General features: G+C 66.1%; 15 protein-coding genes. 12 read left to right on the top strand and 3 right to left on the bottom strand.

All coding sequences use genetic code 11. The annotated features are described in order from the left end of the window. Window positions 1-14: 14 nt before the first annotated feature. Genes yidD through rpmH form a run of 3 tightly spaced genes read right to left on the bottom strand, consistent with a single transcriptional unit; the run spans window position 15 to window position 903 of the window. Window positions 15-299, bottom strand: a complete 285-nt coding sequence (yidD, locus tag TVH25_RS02440; protein ID WP_169620902.1) for a membrane protein insertion efficiency factor YidD — start codon at window positions 297-299, stop codon at window positions 15-17. Next, window positions 296-739, bottom strand: coding sequence for a ribonuclease P protein component (gene rnpA, locus TVH25_RS02435; protein WP_169620901.1), 444 nt, complete (start codon window positions 737-739; stop codon window positions 296-298). Before rnpA ends, yidD begins: the two co-directional genes overlap by 4 nt. Before the next feature lie 20 nt (window positions 740-759). Continuing rightward, window positions 760-903: a 50S ribosomal protein L34 gene (gene rpmH / locus TVH25_RS02430; protein WP_169620900.1), complete on the bottom strand. Its 144-nt coding sequence runs from the start codon at window positions 901-903 to the stop codon at window positions 760-762. Window positions 904-1481: 578 nt separating this feature from the next. Between rpmH and dnaA the strand changes: the two genes are divergently transcribed. The 12 genes from dnaA to gyrA all read left to right on the top strand — a co-directional run bounded on the left by dnaA (window position 1482) and on the right by gyrA (window position 18945). Continuing rightward, window positions 1482-3164, top strand: a complete 1683-nt coding sequence (gene dnaA / locus TVH25_RS02425; RefSeq protein WP_169652310.1) for a chromosomal replication initiator protein DnaA — start codon at window positions 1482-1484, stop codon at window positions 3162-3164. 508 nt (window positions 3165-3672) lie between these two features. Continuing rightward, on the top strand, window positions 3673-4857 hold the full coding sequence (gene dnaN, locus TVH25_RS02420) for a DNA polymerase III subunit beta (RefSeq protein ID WP_169652309.1): 1185 nt from the start codon (window positions 3673-3675) through the stop codon (window positions 4855-4857). A 25-nt stretch (window positions 4858-4882) separates the two neighbouring features. Then, window positions 4883-6118 carry a DNA replication/repair protein RecF gene (gene recF / locus TVH25_RS02415; protein ID WP_296551324.1) on the top strand — a complete coding sequence of 412 codons (1236 nt, stop codon included), beginning with the start codon at window positions 4883-4885 and terminating at the stop codon, window positions 6116-6118. Beyond that, the gene (locus TVH25_RS02410) at window positions 6111-6668 is read left to right on the top strand and encodes a DUF721 family protein (RefSeq protein WP_169620896.1); all 558 of its coding nucleotides are present in this window, start codon (window positions 6111-6113) and stop codon (window positions 6666-6668) included. Before recF ends, TVH25_RS02410 begins: the two co-directional genes overlap by 8 nt. A 213-nt stretch (window positions 6669-6881) precedes the next feature. Further along, entirely contained in the window at window positions 6882-8918 is a 2037-nt protein-coding gene (gyrB, locus tag TVH25_RS02405) for a DNA topoisomerase (ATP-hydrolyzing) subunit B (protein ID WP_169621078.1), read from the top strand. 366 nt (window positions 8919-9284) lie between these two features. After that, window positions 9285-13298 carry an ATP-binding protein gene (locus TVH25_RS02400; protein ID WP_422423273.1) on the top strand — a complete coding sequence of 1338 codons (4014 nt, stop codon included), beginning with the start codon at window positions 9285-9287 and terminating at the stop codon, window positions 13296-13298. Continuing rightward, window positions 13295-13711, top strand: a complete 417-nt coding sequence (locus tag TVH25_RS02395; RefSeq protein ID WP_072701130.1) for a roadblock/LC7 domain-containing protein — start codon at window positions 13295-13297, stop codon at window positions 13709-13711. The genes TVH25_RS02400 and TVH25_RS02395 overlap by 4 nt, the downstream gene beginning before the upstream one ends. A gap of 13 nt (window positions 13712-13724) precedes the next feature. Beyond that, entirely contained in the window at window positions 13725-14099 is a 375-nt protein-coding gene (locus TVH25_RS02390; protein ID WP_072701132.1) for a DUF742 domain-containing protein, read from the top strand. Between the two features lie 13 nt (window positions 14100-14112). After that, window positions 14113-14667: a GTP-binding protein gene (locus tag TVH25_RS02385; RefSeq protein ID WP_169621077.1), complete on the top strand. Its 555-nt coding sequence runs from the start codon at window positions 14113-14115 to the stop codon at window positions 14665-14667. 26 nt (window positions 14668-14693) lie between these two features. Beyond that, the gene (locus TVH25_RS02380; protein WP_422423272.1) at window positions 14694-15461 is read left to right on the top strand and encodes an MHYT domain-containing protein; all 768 of its coding nucleotides are present in this window, start codon (window positions 14694-14696) and stop codon (window positions 15459-15461) included. A gap of 24 nt (window positions 15462-15485) precedes the next feature. Beyond that, window positions 15486-16262 carry an MHYT domain-containing protein gene (locus tag TVH25_RS02375; RefSeq protein WP_296551331.1) on the top strand — a complete coding sequence of 259 codons (777 nt, stop codon included), beginning with the start codon at window positions 15486-15488 and terminating at the stop codon, window positions 16260-16262. 178 nt (window positions 16263-16440) lie between these two features. Beyond that, window positions 16441-18945 (top strand): DNA gyrase subunit A, encoded by a 2505-nt coding sequence (gene gyrA / locus TVH25_RS02370; protein WP_169620892.1) that lies wholly within the window; start codon window positions 16441-16443, stop codon window positions 18943-18945. Window positions 18946-19160 lie beyond the last annotated feature (215 nt).

The following is a 19160-nucleotide window of genomic DNA, read 5'->3' as shown; positions in this document are numbered from 1 at the left end:
GGTCTTCGCTCCGGTCAGGTACCCACGTGGGACGACCGATGACTCCGCTCGGGTACCGGATCCCATCCTCCAGGATGCCAGGGAGCACATTTGAGCAGCCGCACCAACGTGAGCGCCGTGCCGACCACGAACCCTCGCGCGCGCAACGCTTCGACCGCGTATTCGCTGCAGGTGGGAACGAATCGGCACGTCGGCATCCGGGTAGGCGACACGTACGTGCGGTAGAGCTCGATACAGAAGATCAATGCCCTTGCCGGCGCCGAACGGATGGTGTTTCCGCTCGCATTCGGGGCGGTCATGCGGGCTTCCCGGCATCGGCGTGGACGCCTGCACTCTCGGCAGGGACGCTGGAGGACGGCTCCTCGCCGGTGGGAGATGCGTCGAGAAGAAGTCCGAGCCTGGTCAGACCCGACCGGAGCTGCTTGTCGAGTTCCCGCGAATCCGCGGTCGCCGAGCCCGGAAGAGCACGCAGCACGAGGTCGGTGTTCTCGGGTACTCGCTCGACGAGACCGGCACAGATATGACGAAGCCGGCGCGCGACTCGATGTCGAATCACCGCCGGCCCGACAGCCTTATTCACGACGAGCCCGAAACGGGGACCGTCGACACTCACCAAGAACTCGGACCTATCACGCTCGAGAGCGTGAATCACCAGGTCCCGCCGCCCCTGACGGCGACCGCGACGGACGGTATCGGAAAAGTCCGTGCGGCGCCGCAGTCGATACGGCTCAGGTAACACCCCGAGCTCCCGTTACGGGATCAGGCGGTGAGTTCGGCGCGGCCCTTACGGCGACGCGCCGTCACGATCGCGCGACCCGCACGGGTCCGCATCCGGAGACGGAAGCCGTGGACGCGCGCGCGGCGTCGGTTGTTCGGCTGGAACGTCCGCTTGCCCTTAGCCACGGTCAACACTCCTCGAGATATATGTGACGCCGGCAGGCGCCATCGGTCTAACGTGTACGGATTTTCGCACGACCCGTGCGCAATGAGTGCAGCACGGACCTATCACTTCTGCATGAGTGACTGTTCGAGGCTACGCGGATTCCGACGCGAAATCAAACTGCGGTCTCTGTGCCCGCGCGGTCCCGGGTGCGGTGCACATCCGTCGAAAGTCGGGCCCCGAACACCCCTGTGTCCCACGTCACGGTGGGTTACGCTCTCTCGCATGGCTTCGTCAGCGAACCCGCAGCGCATAGGCCGTCTTGCCCATTCGCCGCACGTCCATAGACGATGCGCGCGGCCGCCGGTCGCGTGCCGTCGCTCCTGACGCGCCGCACAGCGCCACCGCGCGGGGCCGATCTCGTGTGCCAGACTGATCACGAAGCGTCGGCACACCGACGGGCCCCTCGAATCAGGTCTTCCACTTCACCTGTGCACACAGTTGCACCACTTCTGCAGACATCCACCGGGTCGTCCCCCCCGGTTGTCCACACCTGTGGATAATCGTGTGGAAATCATGTCGACCTGTGGGAGGAAGCTACGTGAACGACGAGCCGAACGCGCTTGCCGATGTGTGGGCGGACGTCGTCGCCGAGCTGACAGCGGACGACGGAGTGCTGACCAAGAGCCAGAAGGCGTGGCTTGCGCTGGTCAAGCCGATCACGCTGGCCCAGGGTTTCGCGCTGCTGTCGGTCCCGTCCACGTTGGCCCAGCAATCCATCGAGCGTGACCTGCGCGAGCCTATTCTCCGGGTGCTCACCCGCTACCTGGGTCATCGCGTGGAAGGACTGGGCGTTCGGGTCGAGCCGCGCGAACGCATCGACGACCCCGCGGAGGATCCGTACGCGGAACCCCGCGACACTTTGCCCCTCGAGGGCCTTCCCGAGGACCGGGGCGCCGGGGATACCCGCAGCGGAGAGAGCCGCGCCCGCGATGCCCGGCGCGAGCCGGCGGGATCTCGAGACGGTGGTTCGCCTCGAGACGGTCGCTCCTCCCGCGACGGCATGGCTCCCGGCGAAGGCATCGGGCACCTCCGGCGGAGGTACACCACAGCCCGCGACCACGACATGCTCGACGGCGAGCCCGGCGACCACGAGGAAGTGGACGACGACCGGGAGGCACTGACCGCCGTCCGCGAATCGTGGCCGTCCTACTTCACGCAGCCGCCACCTCCCGAGACGCCCTCCATGGGCAGCAGCAGCCTCAACGCGAAATACACCTTCGACACCTTTGTGATCGGCGCGTCGAACCGCTTCGCCCACGCCGCGGCCGTCGCGATCGCCGAAGCCCCGGCCCGGGCATACAACCCGCTGTTCATCTGGGGTGCGTCCGGTCTCGGCAAGACCCATCTGCTGCACGCCGCCGGTCACTACGCCCAGCGGTTGTTCCCCGGTATGCGGGTCAAGTACGTCTCCACCGAGGAATTCACGAACGATTTCATCAACAGCCTCCGCGACGACCGCAAGGTCGCGTTCAAGCGGCGGTACCGGGAGACGGACATCCTCCTGGTCGACGACATCCAGTTCATCGAGGGCAAGGAAGGTATCCAGGAAGAGTTCTTCCACACCTTCAACACGCTCCACAACGCGAACAAGCAGATCGTCGTCTCGTCGGACCGTCCTCCCAAGCAGCTGGCAACCCTCGAGGAACGCCTGCGCACCCGGTTCGAGTGGGGCCTGATCACCGATGTCCAGCCGCCCGAACTCGAGACGCGCATCGCGATCCTCAGCAAGAAGGCGCGCATGGACGGGCTCAACGTTCCCCATGACGTCCTCGAGCTGATCGCCAGCCGGATCGAACGCAACATCCGCGAACTCGAGGGTGCGCTGATCCGCGTCACCGCCTTCGCGTCCCTCAACCGCCAGCCGCTCGATCTGACGCTGGCGGAGGTCGTGCTGCGTGATCTGATGCCCGATTCGACGGCTCTCGAGATCAACGCAGCGACCATCATGGCGGTGACCGCGGAGTACTTCGGTACGTCCATCGACGACCTGTGCGGTCCGGGCAAGGCGCGTCCACTCGCGCAGGCCAGGCAGATCTCCATGTATCTCTGCCGAGAACTGACGGATCTGTCACTGCCGAAGATCGGGCAGACGTTCGGACGCGATCACACCACAGTTATGTACGCGGACAAGAAGATTCGCAAAGAGATGACGGAACGCCGGAAGGTGTACGACCAGGTCCAGGAACTCACCGCGCGGATCAAGCAGAGGTCCAAGCGGTAGTCCTCGCCGCAGAAAGCTGTCCACAGGGAGTGCCCACACGGGCGCTCCCTGTCCTGTTTCCGTCCCGCATCTCGAGAAAGTCCGGGTACTCACACTTGTGGACAAGGGTGTGTACAACATGGGATCTTTGTGGACGGACGGTGGACAGAGGACTAACACTCTCGAGGAGTCCACATTCCATCCTCGAGTAGTCCTCGAGTTCATCCTCGAGTGCGGCGCCTCGAGAAGGGCACCCCACCAGCCTAGACGTCGATCGGTCCACAGATTGCACAGGACCTATTACTACTTCTGTGAGTTCTTCTGAGAAATACTATTTAAAAACAGGTGTGTGGATGAGCTGTTCCACAGGCGTCTCGAGTGAGGTGCCCTCTCCCGGCCCCAGCTTTCCAACCAGCCAGGGAAGGCATACCGTGGAGCCGCATCCCCCGACGCCGCCCCGCGGAGTCGGGGCCTTGTGTCAGACTTCGTACGACTTGTCGAGACCACGATCGAAGGGATCCACCGGGCGATGGAGCTTGGAAGCATGAAGTTTCGTGTTGCTCGCGAGGACTTCGCCGACTCTGTCGCGTGGGTTGCCCGGAGTCTGCCGTCACGACCCCCGGTGCCCGTCCTCGGCGGTGTCCTCCTCGGAGCCGAAGAGCAGGGCCTGACCGTGTCGGGATTCGACTACGAGGTCTCGGCGCAGGTCCACGTGGCGGCCGAAGTCATCACCACCGGCCAGGCCCTCGTGTCGGGCAAGTTGCTCGCCGACATCACCCGTTCGCTGCCCAACAAGCCGGTCGACGTGGTTCTCGACGGCACGCGTGTACTCATCACGTGCGGCAGCGCAAAGTTCTCGCTCCCGACGATGCCCGTCGAGGATTATCCCCAGCTCCCCGAGCTGCCCCAGCAGACCGGCTCGCTCGCCGGCGACCTGTTCGCCGAGGCCATCAGCCAGGTCGCGGTGGCAGCGGGCAGGGACGACACCTTGCCGATGCTCACCGGCATCCGGGTCGAGATCGACGGCACCGACGTGGTGCTCGCCGCCACCGACCGGTTCCGCCTCGCGGTGCGCAAACTCGAGTGGATGCCGACCACGGACACCACCACGGCCGCAGTGCTCGTACCGGCGAAGACTCTGTCGGAGGCTGCAAAAACCGTTGGCGGGTCGTCGAATTCGCCCGTGCAGCTCGCACTGGGTAGCGGTTCGTCGGTGGGCGCCGAAGGTCTGCTCGGCATCGTCGCCGACGGCCGCCGCACCACCACCCGGCTCCTCGATGCCGAATTCCCCAAGTTCCGCCAGCTGCTGCCGAACGAGCACACAGCGATGGCCACCGTCGAGATCGCTCCGCTCGTCGAGGCGATCAAGCGTGTCGCGCTCGTTGCCGAACGTGGCGCTCAGGTCCGACTCGAGTTCACCGACGGCGGCGTGCTCCTGTCCGCCGGTGGCGACGATGCGGGTCGCGCCGAAGAATCACATCCCGCCGAGTTCTACGGTGAACCGCTGGTCATCGCGTTCAACCCCGGTTATCTGCTCGACGGCTTGACGTCGCTGCACACCGACAAGGTCTCGTTCGGGTTCACCACCGCGAGCCGGCCCGCCGTGCTCCGGCCCGCACTCGAGGAAGAACCGTCGCCCGACGCTTCGGGTACCTTCGCTGCTCCCGAGAGCGATTACACCTATCTGCTGATGCCGGTGCGCCTGCCGGGCTGACCGGCGCGCCAGATTTGGACGGTCCGTGTACGTTCGCACCTTCTCGTTGCGCGACTTCCGCTCCTGGGAAGCCGTCTCCGTGGAGCTGTCGCCAGGAGCGACGGTCTTCGTCGGCCGCAACGGACACGGCAAGACGAACCTGCTCGAGGCTCTCGGATACCTGTCGACCCTGTCGTCGCACCGGGTCGCGTCCGACACACCGCTGCTGCGCGCCGGTACGACACGCGCATTCACAGGTGCGCAGGTCGTCAATGCGGGTCGTGAGCTGGGCATCGACATCGAGATCAACGAGGGCAAGCCGAATCGCGCCCGCATCAACCAGTCGCCGGCTCGTCGCCCCAGGGAGATTCTGGGGATTCTGAGGACCGTGTTGTTCGCGCCCGAAGACCTGTCGCTCGTCCGCGGTGACCCCGGTGACCGGCGCCGGTACCTCGACGAACTTCTCACCACCCGTTATCCCCGGATGAGCGGCGTCCGGGCCGACTACGACAAGGTGCTGCGGCAGCGTTCGGCGCTGCTCAAGACAGCCGGAGGCGCGCTGCGCCGGGGCACGCGCTCGACCGACGGTACGAGTGCGCTGGCGACCCTCGATGTCTGGGACGGGCACCTCGCCGCACACGGATCGGAGTTGCTTGCGGCCCGGCTCGAGTTGTTGCACGCTCTGGCCCCGCACGTGTCGGAGGCATACCGCTCGATCGCGCCCGAATCCCGTCCCGCCCGCCTGCGATATCGCAGCAGCCTCGGTGATGCACTGCCCGACGAGTTCTCCGATCCTGCCCGCGTTCCCGCACCGGACGACCGTGAATTCCTCGAGACCGTGTTCCTGCACCGTCTGGCGGAAGCGCGGAACAAGGAGATCGAACGCGGTGTGTGCCTGGTGGGCCCGCACCGCGACGATCTCGAGTTGATCCTCGGCGAGCACGGTGCGAAGGGATATGCGAGTCACGGCGAATCGTGGTCGTTCGCGCTCGCGCTCCGGCTCGGCGCCTTCGCTCTGCTCCGTACGGACGGTACCGACCCCGTGCTGTTGCTCGACGACGTCTTCGCCGAACTCGATCGCCGTCGCCGCGCTGCGCTCGCGGAGGTCGCTGCGACCGCGGAGCAGGTACTGATCACCGCGGCTGTTCCCGAGGACGTGCCGGACGAGTTGAGCGGCGCGCGGTTCCCCGTGGAGGTGGAAGACACCGACCACGGTCGGATCTCTGTGCTGGGATCGGTGCAATGGGCAGACGCACAATCGGTCGGGAGGTCCGATGAGTGACGAGTCACGGCCACAGGACGGTTCGCCGTCCGGCGAACCGGAACTGAAGGGTGTCGACCTCGCACGGCGCGCGCTCGAGGAAGCTCGAGCAGCGGCCAAGGCCAGCGGCAAGGCAGTGGGACAGGGTCGCGCGTCGCGCGGGAACCTGCGTCCTCGCCGGCGTCGCCGCGGCTGGTCCGGCCCCGGACCAGACGACCGGGATCCGCAGCCTCTGGGCGCTCTCACCGGCGCGGTAGCCAAGCAACGAGGCTGGTCGACGCACGTATCCGAGGGCACCGTCCTCGGCAGTTGGGCTCGTGTGGTGGGCGAGGACATCGCCGGCCACGCCCAGCCGACGACACTGCGCGACGGCATCTTGCATATCTCGGCCGAGTCGACGGCCTGGGCAACCCAGTTGCGGATGATGCAATCGCAGATCCTGGCGAAGATCGCCGCGGCCGTGGGCCACGGCGTGGTGAAGGAACTGCGCATCAGCGGACCCACGGCGCCGAGTTGGCGCAAGGGCGAGCGGCATGTCCGTGGACGTGGTCCTCGCGATACGTATGGGTGATCCAGGTCGCCCGCGAGCATCACGAGCGCGGAATGAACCCGACGTAGGAAATTACGTGTGTTGATGCGCGCGAGGCCCGCTGCGGGGATATCAGCGGGGTAAGCAACCGCATTCTGTGTCGCCCCCGGCATACGAGGGTCGGGCACGTAGGATGGATGAAGAATGCCGCGCGCGTTGTGCGGGGCCGAGGCGGAGAAGGAGAGCTACCCACCCGTGGCTGCCCAGAAGTCGAACAAGAGCAACAAAGACTACGGTGCGTCGTCCATTACCGTCCTCGAAGGACTCGAGGCGGTACGCAAGCGCCCAGGTATGTACATCGGTTCCACCGGAGAGCGTGGTCTGCACCACCTGATCTGGGAAGTCGTCGACAACTCGGTCGACGAGGCGATGGCCGGGTACGCGACGAAGGTCGAGGTCACCCTTCTCGAGAACGGTGGCGTGCAGGTCGTCGACGACGGCCGCGGTATCCCGGTCGGGATGCACTCGTCGGGCGTTCCCACGATCGAGGTCGTCCTCACCCAGCTGCACGCCGGCGGCAAGTTCGACTCGGATGCGTACGCCGTGTCCGGTGGTCTGCACGGTGTCGGCATCTCCGTGGTCAACGCGCTGTCGACCACACTCGAGGTCGAGATCGACCGCGACGGGTACCACTGGGAACAGACGTACACCTATTCCAAGCCCGGTGAGCTGGTCAAGGGTGAGCCGTCGACACGGACCGGCACCACTGTCCGGTTCTGGCCGGACCCGGACATCTTCGAGACGACCACCTTCAACTTCGAGACGGTCGCGCGCCGCCTGCAGGAAATGGCGTTCCTCAACAAGGGACTGACCATCACGCTCTCCGACGAGCGCGTGCTTCCCGAGGAAGTAACCGACGAGGTCGTCCTCGAGACCGCGGACGCGCCGAAGACCGCCGAGGATCAGGAACTCGAGGCCAAGAAGCCCGAGGTCCAGAAGGTCAAGACTCGCGTCTACCACTACCCCGGTGGTCTCGAAGACTATGTGCGCCACCTGAACCGCACGAAGTCGCCGATCCACAACTCGGTGGTGGGTTTCACGGCCAAGGGCACGGGCCACGAACTCGAGGTCGCGATGCAGTGGAACTCGGGTTACTCCGAGTCCGTCCACACCTTCGCCAACACCATCAACACCCACGAGGGTGGTACGCACGAGGAAGGCTTCCGTGCGGCCCTGACCACCGTGGTGAACAAGTACGCGAAGGACAAGAAACTTCTCAAGGAGAAGGATCCCAACCTGACGGGTGACGACATCCGTGAGGGTCTCGCGGCGATCGTCTCCGTCAAGGTCGCCGAGCCGCAGTTCGAAGGACAGACCAAGACGAAGCTCGGCAACACCGAGGTCAAGTCGTTCGTACAGAAGGCGTGCAACGAGCACATCTCGCACTGGTTCGAGGCGAATCCGGCCGACGCGAAGACGATCGTGACGAAGGCAGTGTCGTCCGCTCACGCCCGTCTCGCAGCCCGGAAGGCGCGAGAACTGGTGCGGCGCAAGAGCGCTACAGATATCGGTGGTCTGCCGGGCAAGCTCGCCGACTGCCGCTCCAAGGATCCGAGCAAGTGCGAGATCTACATCGTGGAGGGCGACTCGGCCGGCGGTTCCGCGAAGTCGGGCCGCGACTCGATGTACCAGGCGATCCTCCCGTTGCGCGGAAAGATCATCAACGTCGAGAAGGCCCGCATCGACCGGGTGCTCAAGAACGCCGAAGTCCAGTCCATCATCACGGCTTTCGGCACGGGCATTCACGAAGAGTTCGACATCGCGAAGCTGCGGTACCACAAGATCGTGCTGATGGCCGACGCCGACGTCGACGGCCAGCACATCGCGACATTGCTTCTCACCCTGTTGTTCCGGTTCATGCGGCCGCTCGTCGAAGACGGTCACGTCTATCTGGCGCAACCGCCGCTGTACAAGCTCAAGTGGCAGCGGAGCGAGCCCGAGTTCGCGTATTCCGACCGGGAGCGGGACGCGTTGCTCAAGGTGGGTCTCGAGTCCGGTAAGAAGATCAACAAGGACGACGGTATCCAGCGCTACAAGGGCCTCGGCGAGATGAACGCGAAGGAACTGTGGGAGACCACCATGGATCCGGCCGTTCGCGTTCTCCGTCAGGTGACGCTCGACGATGCCGCCGCCGCGGACGAACTGTTCAGCGTCCTCATGGGTGAGGACGTGGAGGCACGCAGAAGCTTCATCACGCGCAACGCCAAAGACGTACGGTTCCTCGACGTCTGACGCGGGGCCGCTCGGCGGGCGCTGAGCGAAATCTGACCACATCGGGATCCCTTTTGTGAGAGACATCACATTAGGGGTCCCGATGATGTGACATGTGACAGTGACACGCTGGTCGCGCTGGCTGGCTACCCGCTAGTACAGTCCATTGGGCCACCGCCATGTGTGGCAGCCGTACAGGGGGTCGGGTGCATTTCGCAGGAGCGTACGAGCGTGCGCCTTCCGTATTCCCTGTATGTACCGCTATGGTGCCCTCACCCAGGAACGTCTCGTTCGACTGCATCGATCGAAAACGCACTCAGTTTCGAGCGGTGCGCCGGTTGGCGCTCGTCGCCTGGCGCGAACGGGGTGGAAGGAGAGCTGTAATCCATGAGTGACAAATCGCCGCCCCGGCAGCGGTGGTGGAACATCGAGGGGTGGGGTCTTCGCACGAAGGTCACCGCCGTCCTCGCTGTCCCCGTGACAGTGGCGATGGTCCTGGGTGGTCTTCGCGTCGAGAACGAACTGTCCAACGCGGTGCACTTCTCCTCCGCGGCCGATCAGGTCGCGGTCGTGCCCGACATCGTCGACTTCTCGACGGCGTTTGCGACGGCGACCGGTAGCGCGGCAGCGGGAACGATCACGCCCGAGGAGATGGACACACTCGGGGAAACGTTCGTCACGATGAAGACGATCGCGGCAAGCCCCGAGTTCGACGAGGCGCTCGTCTCGGACCTCGACCGCACGATCGCCAGCGCCGAAACGCTTTACACCAAGATGCAGGCCGGGCCCGTCGCGATCGCTGAGATCGCCGCCGTCACCAGCGAGGTGCGCGACAACCTCAACAGGATCGTCGAAGCGGTCCTCGACGGTGTCGACGACCGCGAGATCCTCGACTACGGCAACCAACTCGTCAACGCCTGGTACTCGCAGCGATACCTGTTCGGACAGGTGCTCGGTGTGCTCGCGATCCTCGAGAACCCGGAACAGCCCGATACCGCGCTCGTGTCCGCGTCCGGCGGCGAGCTTGCGATGCTCGAACTTCTTTCCCGGTCGTACCCGATGGCCGACGCGCAGATTGCCGACCTGCGGTCCGGCGTCAAGGAACGCACCGACATGGTCGCGGCTGCCGGCGAAGGCCCGCTCCCGATCCTCAACGTCCGAGCGTCGCTGCTGCACAGCGTCGACGTGTACGGCGGCATCATCGACGCTGCAGCGCAGCAGATCACGACGACCATTCAGGATCGTGCCGCGGAGACCCGTGCAGCGGCCTTGCGCGACACCGCGATCGTGCTCGCCGCTCTGCTCGCCGCTCTCGTCCTCGCGCTGCTCGTGTCCCGGTCTCTCGTCGGCCCCATCCGCCGGCTGCGGTACGGGACCCTCAAGGTTGCCCGTCAGGAGCTGCCCGAGGCCATCGACCGCATCAAGGTCGGCGACAGCATCGAGGACATCGAGTTCACCCGCGTTCCCGTCCACACGACCGAGGAGATCGGTCAGCTGGCGCGCGCGGTGGACGACATGCACGGCCAGGCACTGCGTCTCGCGGGAGAGCAGGCCCACCTCCGTCTCCAGATCAACGACATGTTCGAGACGCTGGCCCGGCGAAGCAAGTCCCTCGTCGAGCAGCAGCTCGGACTCATCGAACGTCTCGAGTACGAGGAGAAGGACCCCAGCCGTCTCGAGAGCCTCTTCCGGCTCGATCACCTTGCGGCTCGTATGCGCCGTAACGGCGACAACCTGCTGATCCTCTCCGGCACACGCATCCGCCGCGGTCACTCGGCGCCTGTACAGCTCGGCGACATCCTGCGTGCCGCGATGTCCGAAGTCGAGGACTACCAGCGGGTCCAGATCGGTTCGACACCGGACGGTGCGCTCAGCGGTGCGGTAGCAACCGACATCGTGCATCTCCTCGCAGAATTGGTCGACAACTCGTTGCGGGCCTCCCCGCCCGACAGCACCGTCACGTTCAGCTTCGCGCGCGCCGTCGACGGTGGACTGCTCGTCGAGATCGCCGACCGCGGCATCGGTATACCGCCGGAAGAACTCGAGATCATCAACGAGCGCCTGACGAGCGGTGGCGCGGTCGGTCCCGACACCGCCCGCCACATGGGTCTGTTCGTGGTGTCGCGGCTCGCCGAGCGTCACGGCCTCACCGTGCGGCTGCGCCCGACCTTCGACACCGCACGCAACCCCGGCATCACCGCGAGCGTTCACATCCCGGATGTGCTGCTCGTCTCGCCGCTCGCGTTGTCCCAGACGGGTCCGCAACCGCGAATCATCGACGCGGAGCCCGAGTCTGCACCCGAGGCACTGTCCTCGCCGTCGTCGCAGGAGACTCCCCAGCTGCCGCCGCCTTCCCGCGAGAAGGAATACGAACCGGCGCGGTCGCAGTCTCAGCCGCCCTCGCAGCCCCGGCCACAGCAGCCGCAGCCGCGGCCGCAGTCGGATCAGCAACCGCAGCCCCGGCCGCAGCCGCAGTCCGATCAGCAGTCGCAGCCGCTCCGTGTCGATGCGTACGACCGTTCCGACGCGGAGTCCAACCCGCCGTCGCAGCCGATCCGCATCGAGGCGCCCGACCGGTCGTACTACGCGCAGGACGAGCGGTCTTCGGAGAGAAGAGATCCGGGTCAGGGTGCCCGCCGTGATTCCGCGCCGGGTCGTGACGAGCGTTCCCGCGACGACGAGCGTGCGGGCTTCGCGCCGACATCTCGTGGCGCGGCTCCGCGCGAGTCGACGGGTGCGCACGAATTGTCCGCACTCCGGGAATCAGGTGTTCCGGGGCGGCCTCAGCAAGGCCAGGGCGACCGTTCCGGTCTGCCGACGCGTCAGCCGGGCGCGGCACCGGGACTTCCTCCGCGCCAGCCGGGTTCGAACCAGCCGGGTTCGAACTCGGGTCTGCCCACCCGGAACCCCGGCGCAGCGGCATCGGGTCTGCCTACCCGGAACCCCGGCGCAGCGGCATCGGGTCTTCCGTCCCGTCAGCCGGGGACGACTCCCGGGTTGCCGACGCGTCAGCCGGGTGCGACTCCCGGTCTGCCGACGCGTCAGCCCGGCGCGACTCCCGGTCTGCCGACGCGTCAGCCCGGCGCGACCTCCGGTCTGCCGCAGCCGCAGCAGGCTCCGCGCAGGATCCAGCCCGACGCCGCGGCGGCATTCGTCTCGGCGCTTCCTCCCCGCGGCCAGCACGGTCAGAACCGTCCCGCTCAGGACCGCGTGTGGCAGGACGAGCACGCTCGTCGTCAGGAGCGGGAGGCGCAGGCCGGGCAGGAATCTCGTCAGGATCGTCCTCAGCAGGACGAGCGCGATCGTCGGATGGCACGGGACGAGCGTCCGGCCGAACGGACCGGCAGCCACGCGGCGGCCGAGCCGTCCACACATCGGCAGCAGCCGGAACCTGTTCGGGAACAAGAAGCTTCGAGCCTCCCGCAGCGTCAACCGGGTAATACTCCCGGCCTTCCGGTCCGTTCGGGACCTGCCCCGCAGGAGCAGCGTCCGGATGCGCAGCAGGGAACCCGTCCGTCGGGGCTCCCGCAGCGTCAGCCTGGTGCTACGCCCGGACTGCAGGGACGCGGCGCAGCCCCGTCGCCGGCGCAGCAGACGACTCCTGAGCGTGCTCCCCAGCATTCGCAGGCACAGCATTCGCAGGTGCAGCCGCCGCAGAATCTCCGGCCGTCGCAGCAGCAGCCGCAACACGAGGCTCCGAACGGGCTGCCGCAGCGTCGTCCGGGTGCTACGCCCGGCATTGCCGGTGGGCCGCAACCTCGCCCGGACAGCGCACCGGCCGGAGGACTTCCGCGTCGCCGGCCCGGGGCGACCCCCGGTCTTCCGCCGCGTCCTGCCACCGCGCAGGAACCCTCGGCTGCCGCACTAGCGGGTCCGGCGCCTATCCCGTCGGCGAGTATTGCCGACGGCGGATCGGTGGCGCCGCAGAGCGACGCGCAGAACGCCGCTCGCCATCGCTACCGGACGAACTCCGCGAAGACGGCGTCGTTCTTCCAGCCCAGGCCGGATTCGGTCGGGCTCCGACCGCAGCCCGCACCGCACACGCCGATCTTCTCCAACATGATGTCGGATTGGCTTGTCGATCCGACCAGTCTTCCGGAGGACCGCCGGAGGAAGGAATGGCGCTCGGCTGCCGACGCAGGATGGGAAGCAGCACAGCGAGCAGCAGAAGTATCGGTGGAAGAACACACGACGGCCGGCCTTCCGAGGCGCGAGCCGGGTCACCGCCTCGTTCCGGGTGCGGTGAGGGCTCCCGCCACCGGGGAGCTGCCCAAGACGATCCGACGCCGGGACCCGGAAGCCATTCGGGCGAACCTGAGTCGCCACCAGCAGGGCGTCCGTAACGGTCGCACCTCGGCGAATACCAGCAATCGCGAGAACAATGAACAGGGAGTTCGATGAACATTGATCATGGATCCGACGTGGCCCGTCCACTGGACTGGTTGGTTTCCAACTTTGCGCGCGAAGTTCCAGGTGTCTCGCATGCCGTACTCGTGTCCGCCGACGGCCTGCTGATGGCTGCCAGCGCCCACCTTCCGGTCGACCGTGCCGAGCAGCTCGCTGCCGTCACCTCCGGCCTCGCGAGCCTGTCCAACGGTGTCTCGCAGTTGTTCGACGGCGGCGGAGTTCTCCAGTCGGTCGTCGAGATGCAGCACGGTTACCTGCTGCTCATGAGTGTCGGTGACGGTTCGCACCTCGCGGCTTTGACCGCGTCGGAGTGCGATATCGGACAGGTCGGCTACGAGATGGCGCTCTTGGTGGACCGGGTGGGTGCCTCGGTCGAGGCAACCCCGCGGGTCGGCCAGGGGTCCTGACGTCGAGGTGGCCATGGAATCGCGCAAGCCTGAGTCGGTGCCGGATCAGCCCAGCCTGGTACGGCCCTACTCGCTGACTTCGGGACGTACGAGTCCTGCGGTCGAACTGGCGTTGGAAGCACTGATCCAGGCGATCCCGGGCACGGACCCTCGGGCCCGTGACTTGGACAACATCAACGCCACGATCTTGGAGTTGTGCAAGGAGTCGCCCTCGGTTGCCGAGATCGCGGCGAGGGTGGGCGTGCCGCTGGGAGTGGCACGCGTCCTCGTTGCCGATCTTGTCGAAGCCGGACACGTACAGATCCTGGCCACGCTGAAAGACGATTCGAGCGACGCGGAGCGTCGTGAGCTGATTGAAAGGGTCCTCAGTGGACTTCGCGAACTCTAGCGCCACCAAGCGCGTGACCTCGACCAAGATCGTGATCGCGGGTGGCTTCGGTGTCGGAAAGACCACGCTGGTCGGGGCGGTGTCCGAAATCGTCCCCCTCCGCACCGAAGCGCTCGTGACGAACGCCAGCGACGGGGTCGACAATCTCACCGCGACGCCACAGAAGGCGACGACGACGGTGGCGATGGACTTCGGCCGTATCAGTCTGGCCGAGGACCTCGTGCTGTACCTGTTCGGTACTCCGGGCCAGCACCGATTCTGGTTCATGTGGGACGACCTCATCCGAGGCGCGATCGGTGCGATCGTGCTGATCGACACGCGTCGGCTCGACGAGAGTTTCGCGGCCGTGGACTTCTTCGAGGCGCGGAACCTTCCGTTCATCGTCGCGATCAACGAGTTCGACGACGCGCCGCGCTACCCGCTCGAGGACATCCGCCAGGCCATGGCGATCTCACCCGATGTCCCGATCGTGTCGATCGACGCGCGTTCCCGTGAATCGGCGAAGCAGGCATTGGTGACCGTCACCGAATACGCGCTGCGGAAGCTGCACCAGCCGGTGGCCCCCTAGTGGTCGAGGGACTCCAGCTTTTCACCATGGGTCCATGGGTGATCTTGCTGGCGTACCTCACCTCGGCGATCGGGGTGTTCGTCGGGGTCACCAGCGTTCGGAAGGTTCGTACCGCGAGCACCGACCGCATCCGCCGGTTCTGGCTGGTGGTCGCATGCCTCGTCCTCGGTGGAGTCGGCGTGTGGCTCGCACAGTTCCTGCCGATGGCAGGGTTCGCCGTGGAGAACAGCATCGTCCGGTACGACCTGCTCACCATCGTGTTCTCGATGTTGCTCGCGCTGGTGGCGGTGTTCATGGCTCTGCTGATCGCGTCGCCGTCGGATGGTTCCTCGTCGAGGTCGGAGCCGGCTGCTCTCGTACTCGGCGCCGGACTCGCCGCTGTGCCCTACGTGATCATGTGGTCGGTCCGGACCCAAGGCGAGGTCTCCTTCAACCTCATCTTCGTCGGCGCCGGCGTGCTCGTCGCATTCGTGACGGCCGCGGGTCTGATGTGGCTGGTGCAGCACGCGGACACATGGCCCAAGCGGTTGGTCGGCGGGGTCCTCGGCGGCGCCGCAGTGATCGTCGTGCACTTCCTCGCTGCGGCGTCCATCCGGGTGACTCCCGACGCCACGGTGCCGGCACCCGCCGGCATCGAGGTGTTCGCGATTCTGTTCCCGTTGTTCGTCGCCGGACTGCTCATGCTGGTCGTTCCGATTGTCGCGGTGCTGCTCGCCCCGGACCGCGTCGCGGCGCAACTCGAGCGTGAAGCCGACGAGTGGAACGCGGAGACGTTCCGGACCCCCACGCGGTAACAGTCCGGCGTGCACCATTTCTCGATGGGGCCGTGGGTATTCGTGCTGGCCTACGCGACCGCTGTAGCCGGGTCCTACACCGGGCTGTCGTGCATTCGCAGGTCGCACGAGGACTCGGGACGCAACGGGGGCAACTGGTGGTTGCCCATGGCGTCCCTCGCCATCGGCGGCGTGGGGATCTGGCTCATGCACTTCATCGGCATGATGGGGTTCTCCGTGCCGGGAACCGTGATTCGCTACCACCTCGGACCCACGGTGCTCTCGGTGCTGGCGGCGGTGGCGACCACCATGCTCGGCATCTGGATCGTGACTGTCCGCTCCGCGGTGCTCGAGCGGCTTCCGCGCGGGGTCCGTCCGGGAATCGGCGGCCTGGTGATGGGTCTCGCGGTGACCCTCATGCATTACATCGGGATGACCGCGATGAGGGTCCAGGGCACCATCGACCACGATGCGAGGTTCGTTCTCCTGTCGGTGGGCATCGGTGTGGTCGCGTCGACGCTTGCGCTTGCTCTCGCGCGGAGCGCCGAAAGGGTTCACATCCGTCTGATGGCCGCGTTCGTCATGGCTTCGGCCGTGGTCGCGCTGCACTACACCGGAATGGCGGGGGTGCACGTGGTCGTCGACCCCGGAGCCCCGGAACCGAGCGGCATGAGCGTCCTGTCGTTTCTGTTCCCCGCGTTCATTCTCGGCATCATCGTGCTGGCTGTGCCGATCACCGCACTGGTGCTCGCACCGGAGGACGAGAAGGACCGGCACGAGGACCTGATCGATCTCCGGACCGACGCGGGAAGTGGGACATGACGTGGTGCAGGACGGCGCTTTCGTGTGTGATCTACCTCTCCCTTGCGGAGACGTGAGCGGAAAGTGCCTGTCCTTCGCGGCGTGGGGTGACCTGCACCTATAGACTCGTGTGGTTGCGAGACGTCTGCCGGGCGGAAGACCGCGGGCGGACGTTCGAGCCGAGTAGAAGAAGGAGCTCATGACCGACACCACGTTGCCTCCGGAGGGGCCGGGGCACGACCGCATCGAGCCCGTCGACATCCAGCTGGAGATGCAGAACAGCTACATCGATTACGCGATGAGCGTGATCGTGGGGCGTGCTCTGCCCGACGTGCGTGACGGACTCAAGCCCGTCCACCGTCGCGTGCTGTACGCGATGTTCGACAACGGGTTCAGGCCGGACCGCGGCTATGTGAAGTCGGCGCGTGCCGTTGCCGAGACGATGGGCAACTACCACCCGCACGGCGACTCTTCGATCTACGACACCCTGGTGCGCCTGGCGCAGCCGTGGGCGTTGCGGTACCCGCTCGTCGACGGACAGGGCAACTTCGGTTCCCGCGGCAACGACGGTGCGGCCGCCATGCGGTACACCGAGTGCCGGCTCACCCCGCTCGCGATGGAGATGCTGCGCGATATCGACCACGACACGGTCGATTTCCAGCCGAACTACGACGGCCGGACCCAGGAACCGACAGTTCTCCCCAGCCGTATCCCCAACCTGTTGATCAACGGTTCGGGCGGCATCGCGGTGGGCATGGCGACCAACATCCCCCCGCACAATCTCCGAGAGGTCGCCGAGGCGATCTACTGGGCACTCGAGAACTACGAAGCCGACGAGGAAACGACCCTCGCCGCGGTCATGGAGCGGATCAAGGGACCCGACTTCCCGACCGCAGCCTTGATCACCGGATCCCAGGGCATCCACGACGCGTACACCACGGGCCGCGGCTCGGTGAAGATGCGCGGTGTCGTGGAGATCGAAGACGACGCCAAGGGCCGCACCACCATCGTGATCACCGAGTTGCCGTACATGGTCAACCCGGACAACCTCATCACCTCGATCGCCGAACAGGTTCGCGACGGCAAGATCGCGGGCATCTCCGACATCCACGACGAGTCGTCGGATCGTGTGGGCATGCGCATCGTCGTGACCGTCCGTCGTGACGCGGTCGCGAAGGTCGTTCTCAACAACCTGTACAAGCACACCCAGCTGCAGACGAGCTTCGGCTGCAACATGCTGTCGATCGTCGACGGTGTGCCGCGCACACTGCGCCTGGACCAGATGATCCGGCTGTACGTCGTGCACCAGGTCGAGGTCATCGTCCGGCGTACGCGGTACCTGCTGCGCAAGGCCGAGGAACGGGCCCACATCCTGCGCGGCCTCGTCAAGGCACTCGACGCGCTCGACGACGTCATCGCACTCATCCGCAGGTCGCAGACCGTCGACATCGCGCGTGGCGGCCTCATCGACCTGCTCCAGGTCGACGAGATCCAGGCCGATGCGATCCTCGCGATGCAGTTGCGACGCCTCGCCGCTCTGGAACGTCAGAAGATCATCGACGACCTCGCAGAGATCGAGCGGGAGATCGACGATTACAAGGACATTCTCGAGAAGCCCGAGCGGCAGCGCGCCATCGTCCGCGACGAGCTGAAGGAGATCGCCGAGAAGTACGGCGACGATCGCCGGACACGCATCGTCGCCGCCGACGGTGACGTCACCGACGAGGACCTCATCGCTCGCGAAGACGTGGTCGTCACGATCACCGAGACGGGCTACGCCAAGCGCACCCGCACCGATCTGTACCGGTCGCAGAAGCGCGGCGGCAAGGGTGTCAAGGGCGCTGAGCTCAAGCAGGACGACATCGTCAAGCACTTCTTCGTGACCTCCACGCACGACTGGCTGCTGTTCTTCACGACGAAGGGCCGCGTCTACCGGGCGAAGGCATACGAACTGCCGGAGGCGAACCGCACCGCACGCGGTCAGCACGTCGCGAACCTGCTGGCCTTCCAGCCCGACGAGCGGATCCAGGGCGTCATCCGCCTGCAGAGCTACGAGGACGCGCCGTACCTGGTGCTCGCGACGCGCAACGGCCTGGTGAAGAAGTCGCGGCTGTCGGACTTCGACTCCAACCGCAGCGGCGGCATCGTGGCGATCAACCTGCGCGGGGACGACGAAATGGTGGGCGCGGTTCTGTGCTCCGCCGACGACGACCTGCTGCTCGTCTCGAAGCTGGGACAGTCCATCCGGTTCTCCGCGACCGACGAAGCGCTGCGGCCGATGGGACGCGCAACCTCCGGCGTCCAGGGCATGCGGTTCAACGGTGAGGACAGCCTGCTGTCGCTCAACGTCGTCAAGGAAGGCACCTACCTGCTGGTCGCGACCTCCGGTGGATACGCGAAGCGGACTCCGATGGAGGATTACCCGGTTCAGGGTCGCGGCGGCAAGGGTGTCTTGACCATCCAGTACGACCGCCGGCGTGGCACCCTGGTCGGTGCTCGGATCGTCGAGGACGATGACGAGCTGTACGCGATCACCTCGAACGGTGGTGTCATCCGTACTGTCGCCAAGCAGGTGCGCAAGGCTGGTCGGCAGACCAAGGGTGTGCGCCTGATGAACCTCGCCGAGGGCGACACGCTGTTGGCGATCGCCCGCAATGCCGACGAGCTGGACGACGCAGACGTATCCGGAGCTAAGGAGTCGTAAGTGAGCACTCCCCAGGGACCCAACGGAAACGGCCAGGGGCAACCCGGCCGGAAACCCGAGGATCGCAATGGGCAGGAGGTGTCGTCCGCTTCATCCGGTGCGGCGCCTTCACAGGGGCCGGCTCCGCAGGGGGCATCCTCGCAGGACCGGGCACCGCAGGACCGGGCTCCGCAGCAGGAACGGTCGCCCCAGAACACGGCGGCGGACAAGCCTGC

Origin of the sequence: Rhodococcus sp. 7Tela_A2 (genome assembly GCF_049311045.1) — a bacterium.
Classification (GTDB): Bacteria; Actinomycetota; Actinomycetes; order Mycobacteriales; family Mycobacteriaceae; genus Rhodococcus.
The sequence above is the reverse complement of the archived record's forward strand: the minus strand, read 5'-3'. Positions and strand labels throughout refer to the sequence as shown.

Excerpts from the sequence above, each read along its gene's own strand:
- yidD (WP_169620902.1), bottom strand. The coding sequence starts at position 299 with ATGACCGCCCCGAATGCGAGCGGAAACACCATCCGTTCGGCGCCGGCA.
- dnaN (WP_169652309.1), top strand. The coding sequence starts at position 3,673 with ATGGAGCTTGGAAGCATGAAGTTTCGTGTTGCTCGCGAGGACTTCGCC.
- TVH25_RS02410 (WP_169620896.1), top strand. The coding sequence starts at position 6,111 with ATGAGTGACGAGTCACGGCCACAGGACGGTTCGCCGTCCGGCGAACCG.
- TVH25_RS02400 (WP_422423273.1), top strand. The coding sequence starts at position 9,285 with ATGAGTGACAAATCGCCGCCCCGGCAGCGGTGGTGGAACATCGAGGGG.
- TVH25_RS02395 (WP_072701130.1), top strand. The coding sequence starts at position 13,295 with ATGAACATTGATCATGGATCCGACGTGGCCCGTCCACTGGACTGGTTG.
- TVH25_RS02390 (WP_072701132.1), top strand. The coding sequence starts at position 13,725 with ATGGAATCGCGCAAGCCTGAGTCGGTGCCGGATCAGCCCAGCCTGGTA.
- TVH25_RS02380 (WP_422423272.1), top strand. The coding sequence starts at position 14,694 with ATGGGTCCATGGGTGATCTTGCTGGCGTACCTCACCTCGGCGATCGGG.
- TVH25_RS02375 (WP_296551331.1), top strand. The coding sequence starts at position 15,486 with ATGGGGCCGTGGGTATTCGTGCTGGCCTACGCGACCGCTGTAGCCGGG.
- gyrA (WP_169620892.1), top strand. The coding sequence starts at position 16,441 with ATGACCGACACCACGTTGCCTCCGGAGGGGCCGGGGCACGACCGCATC.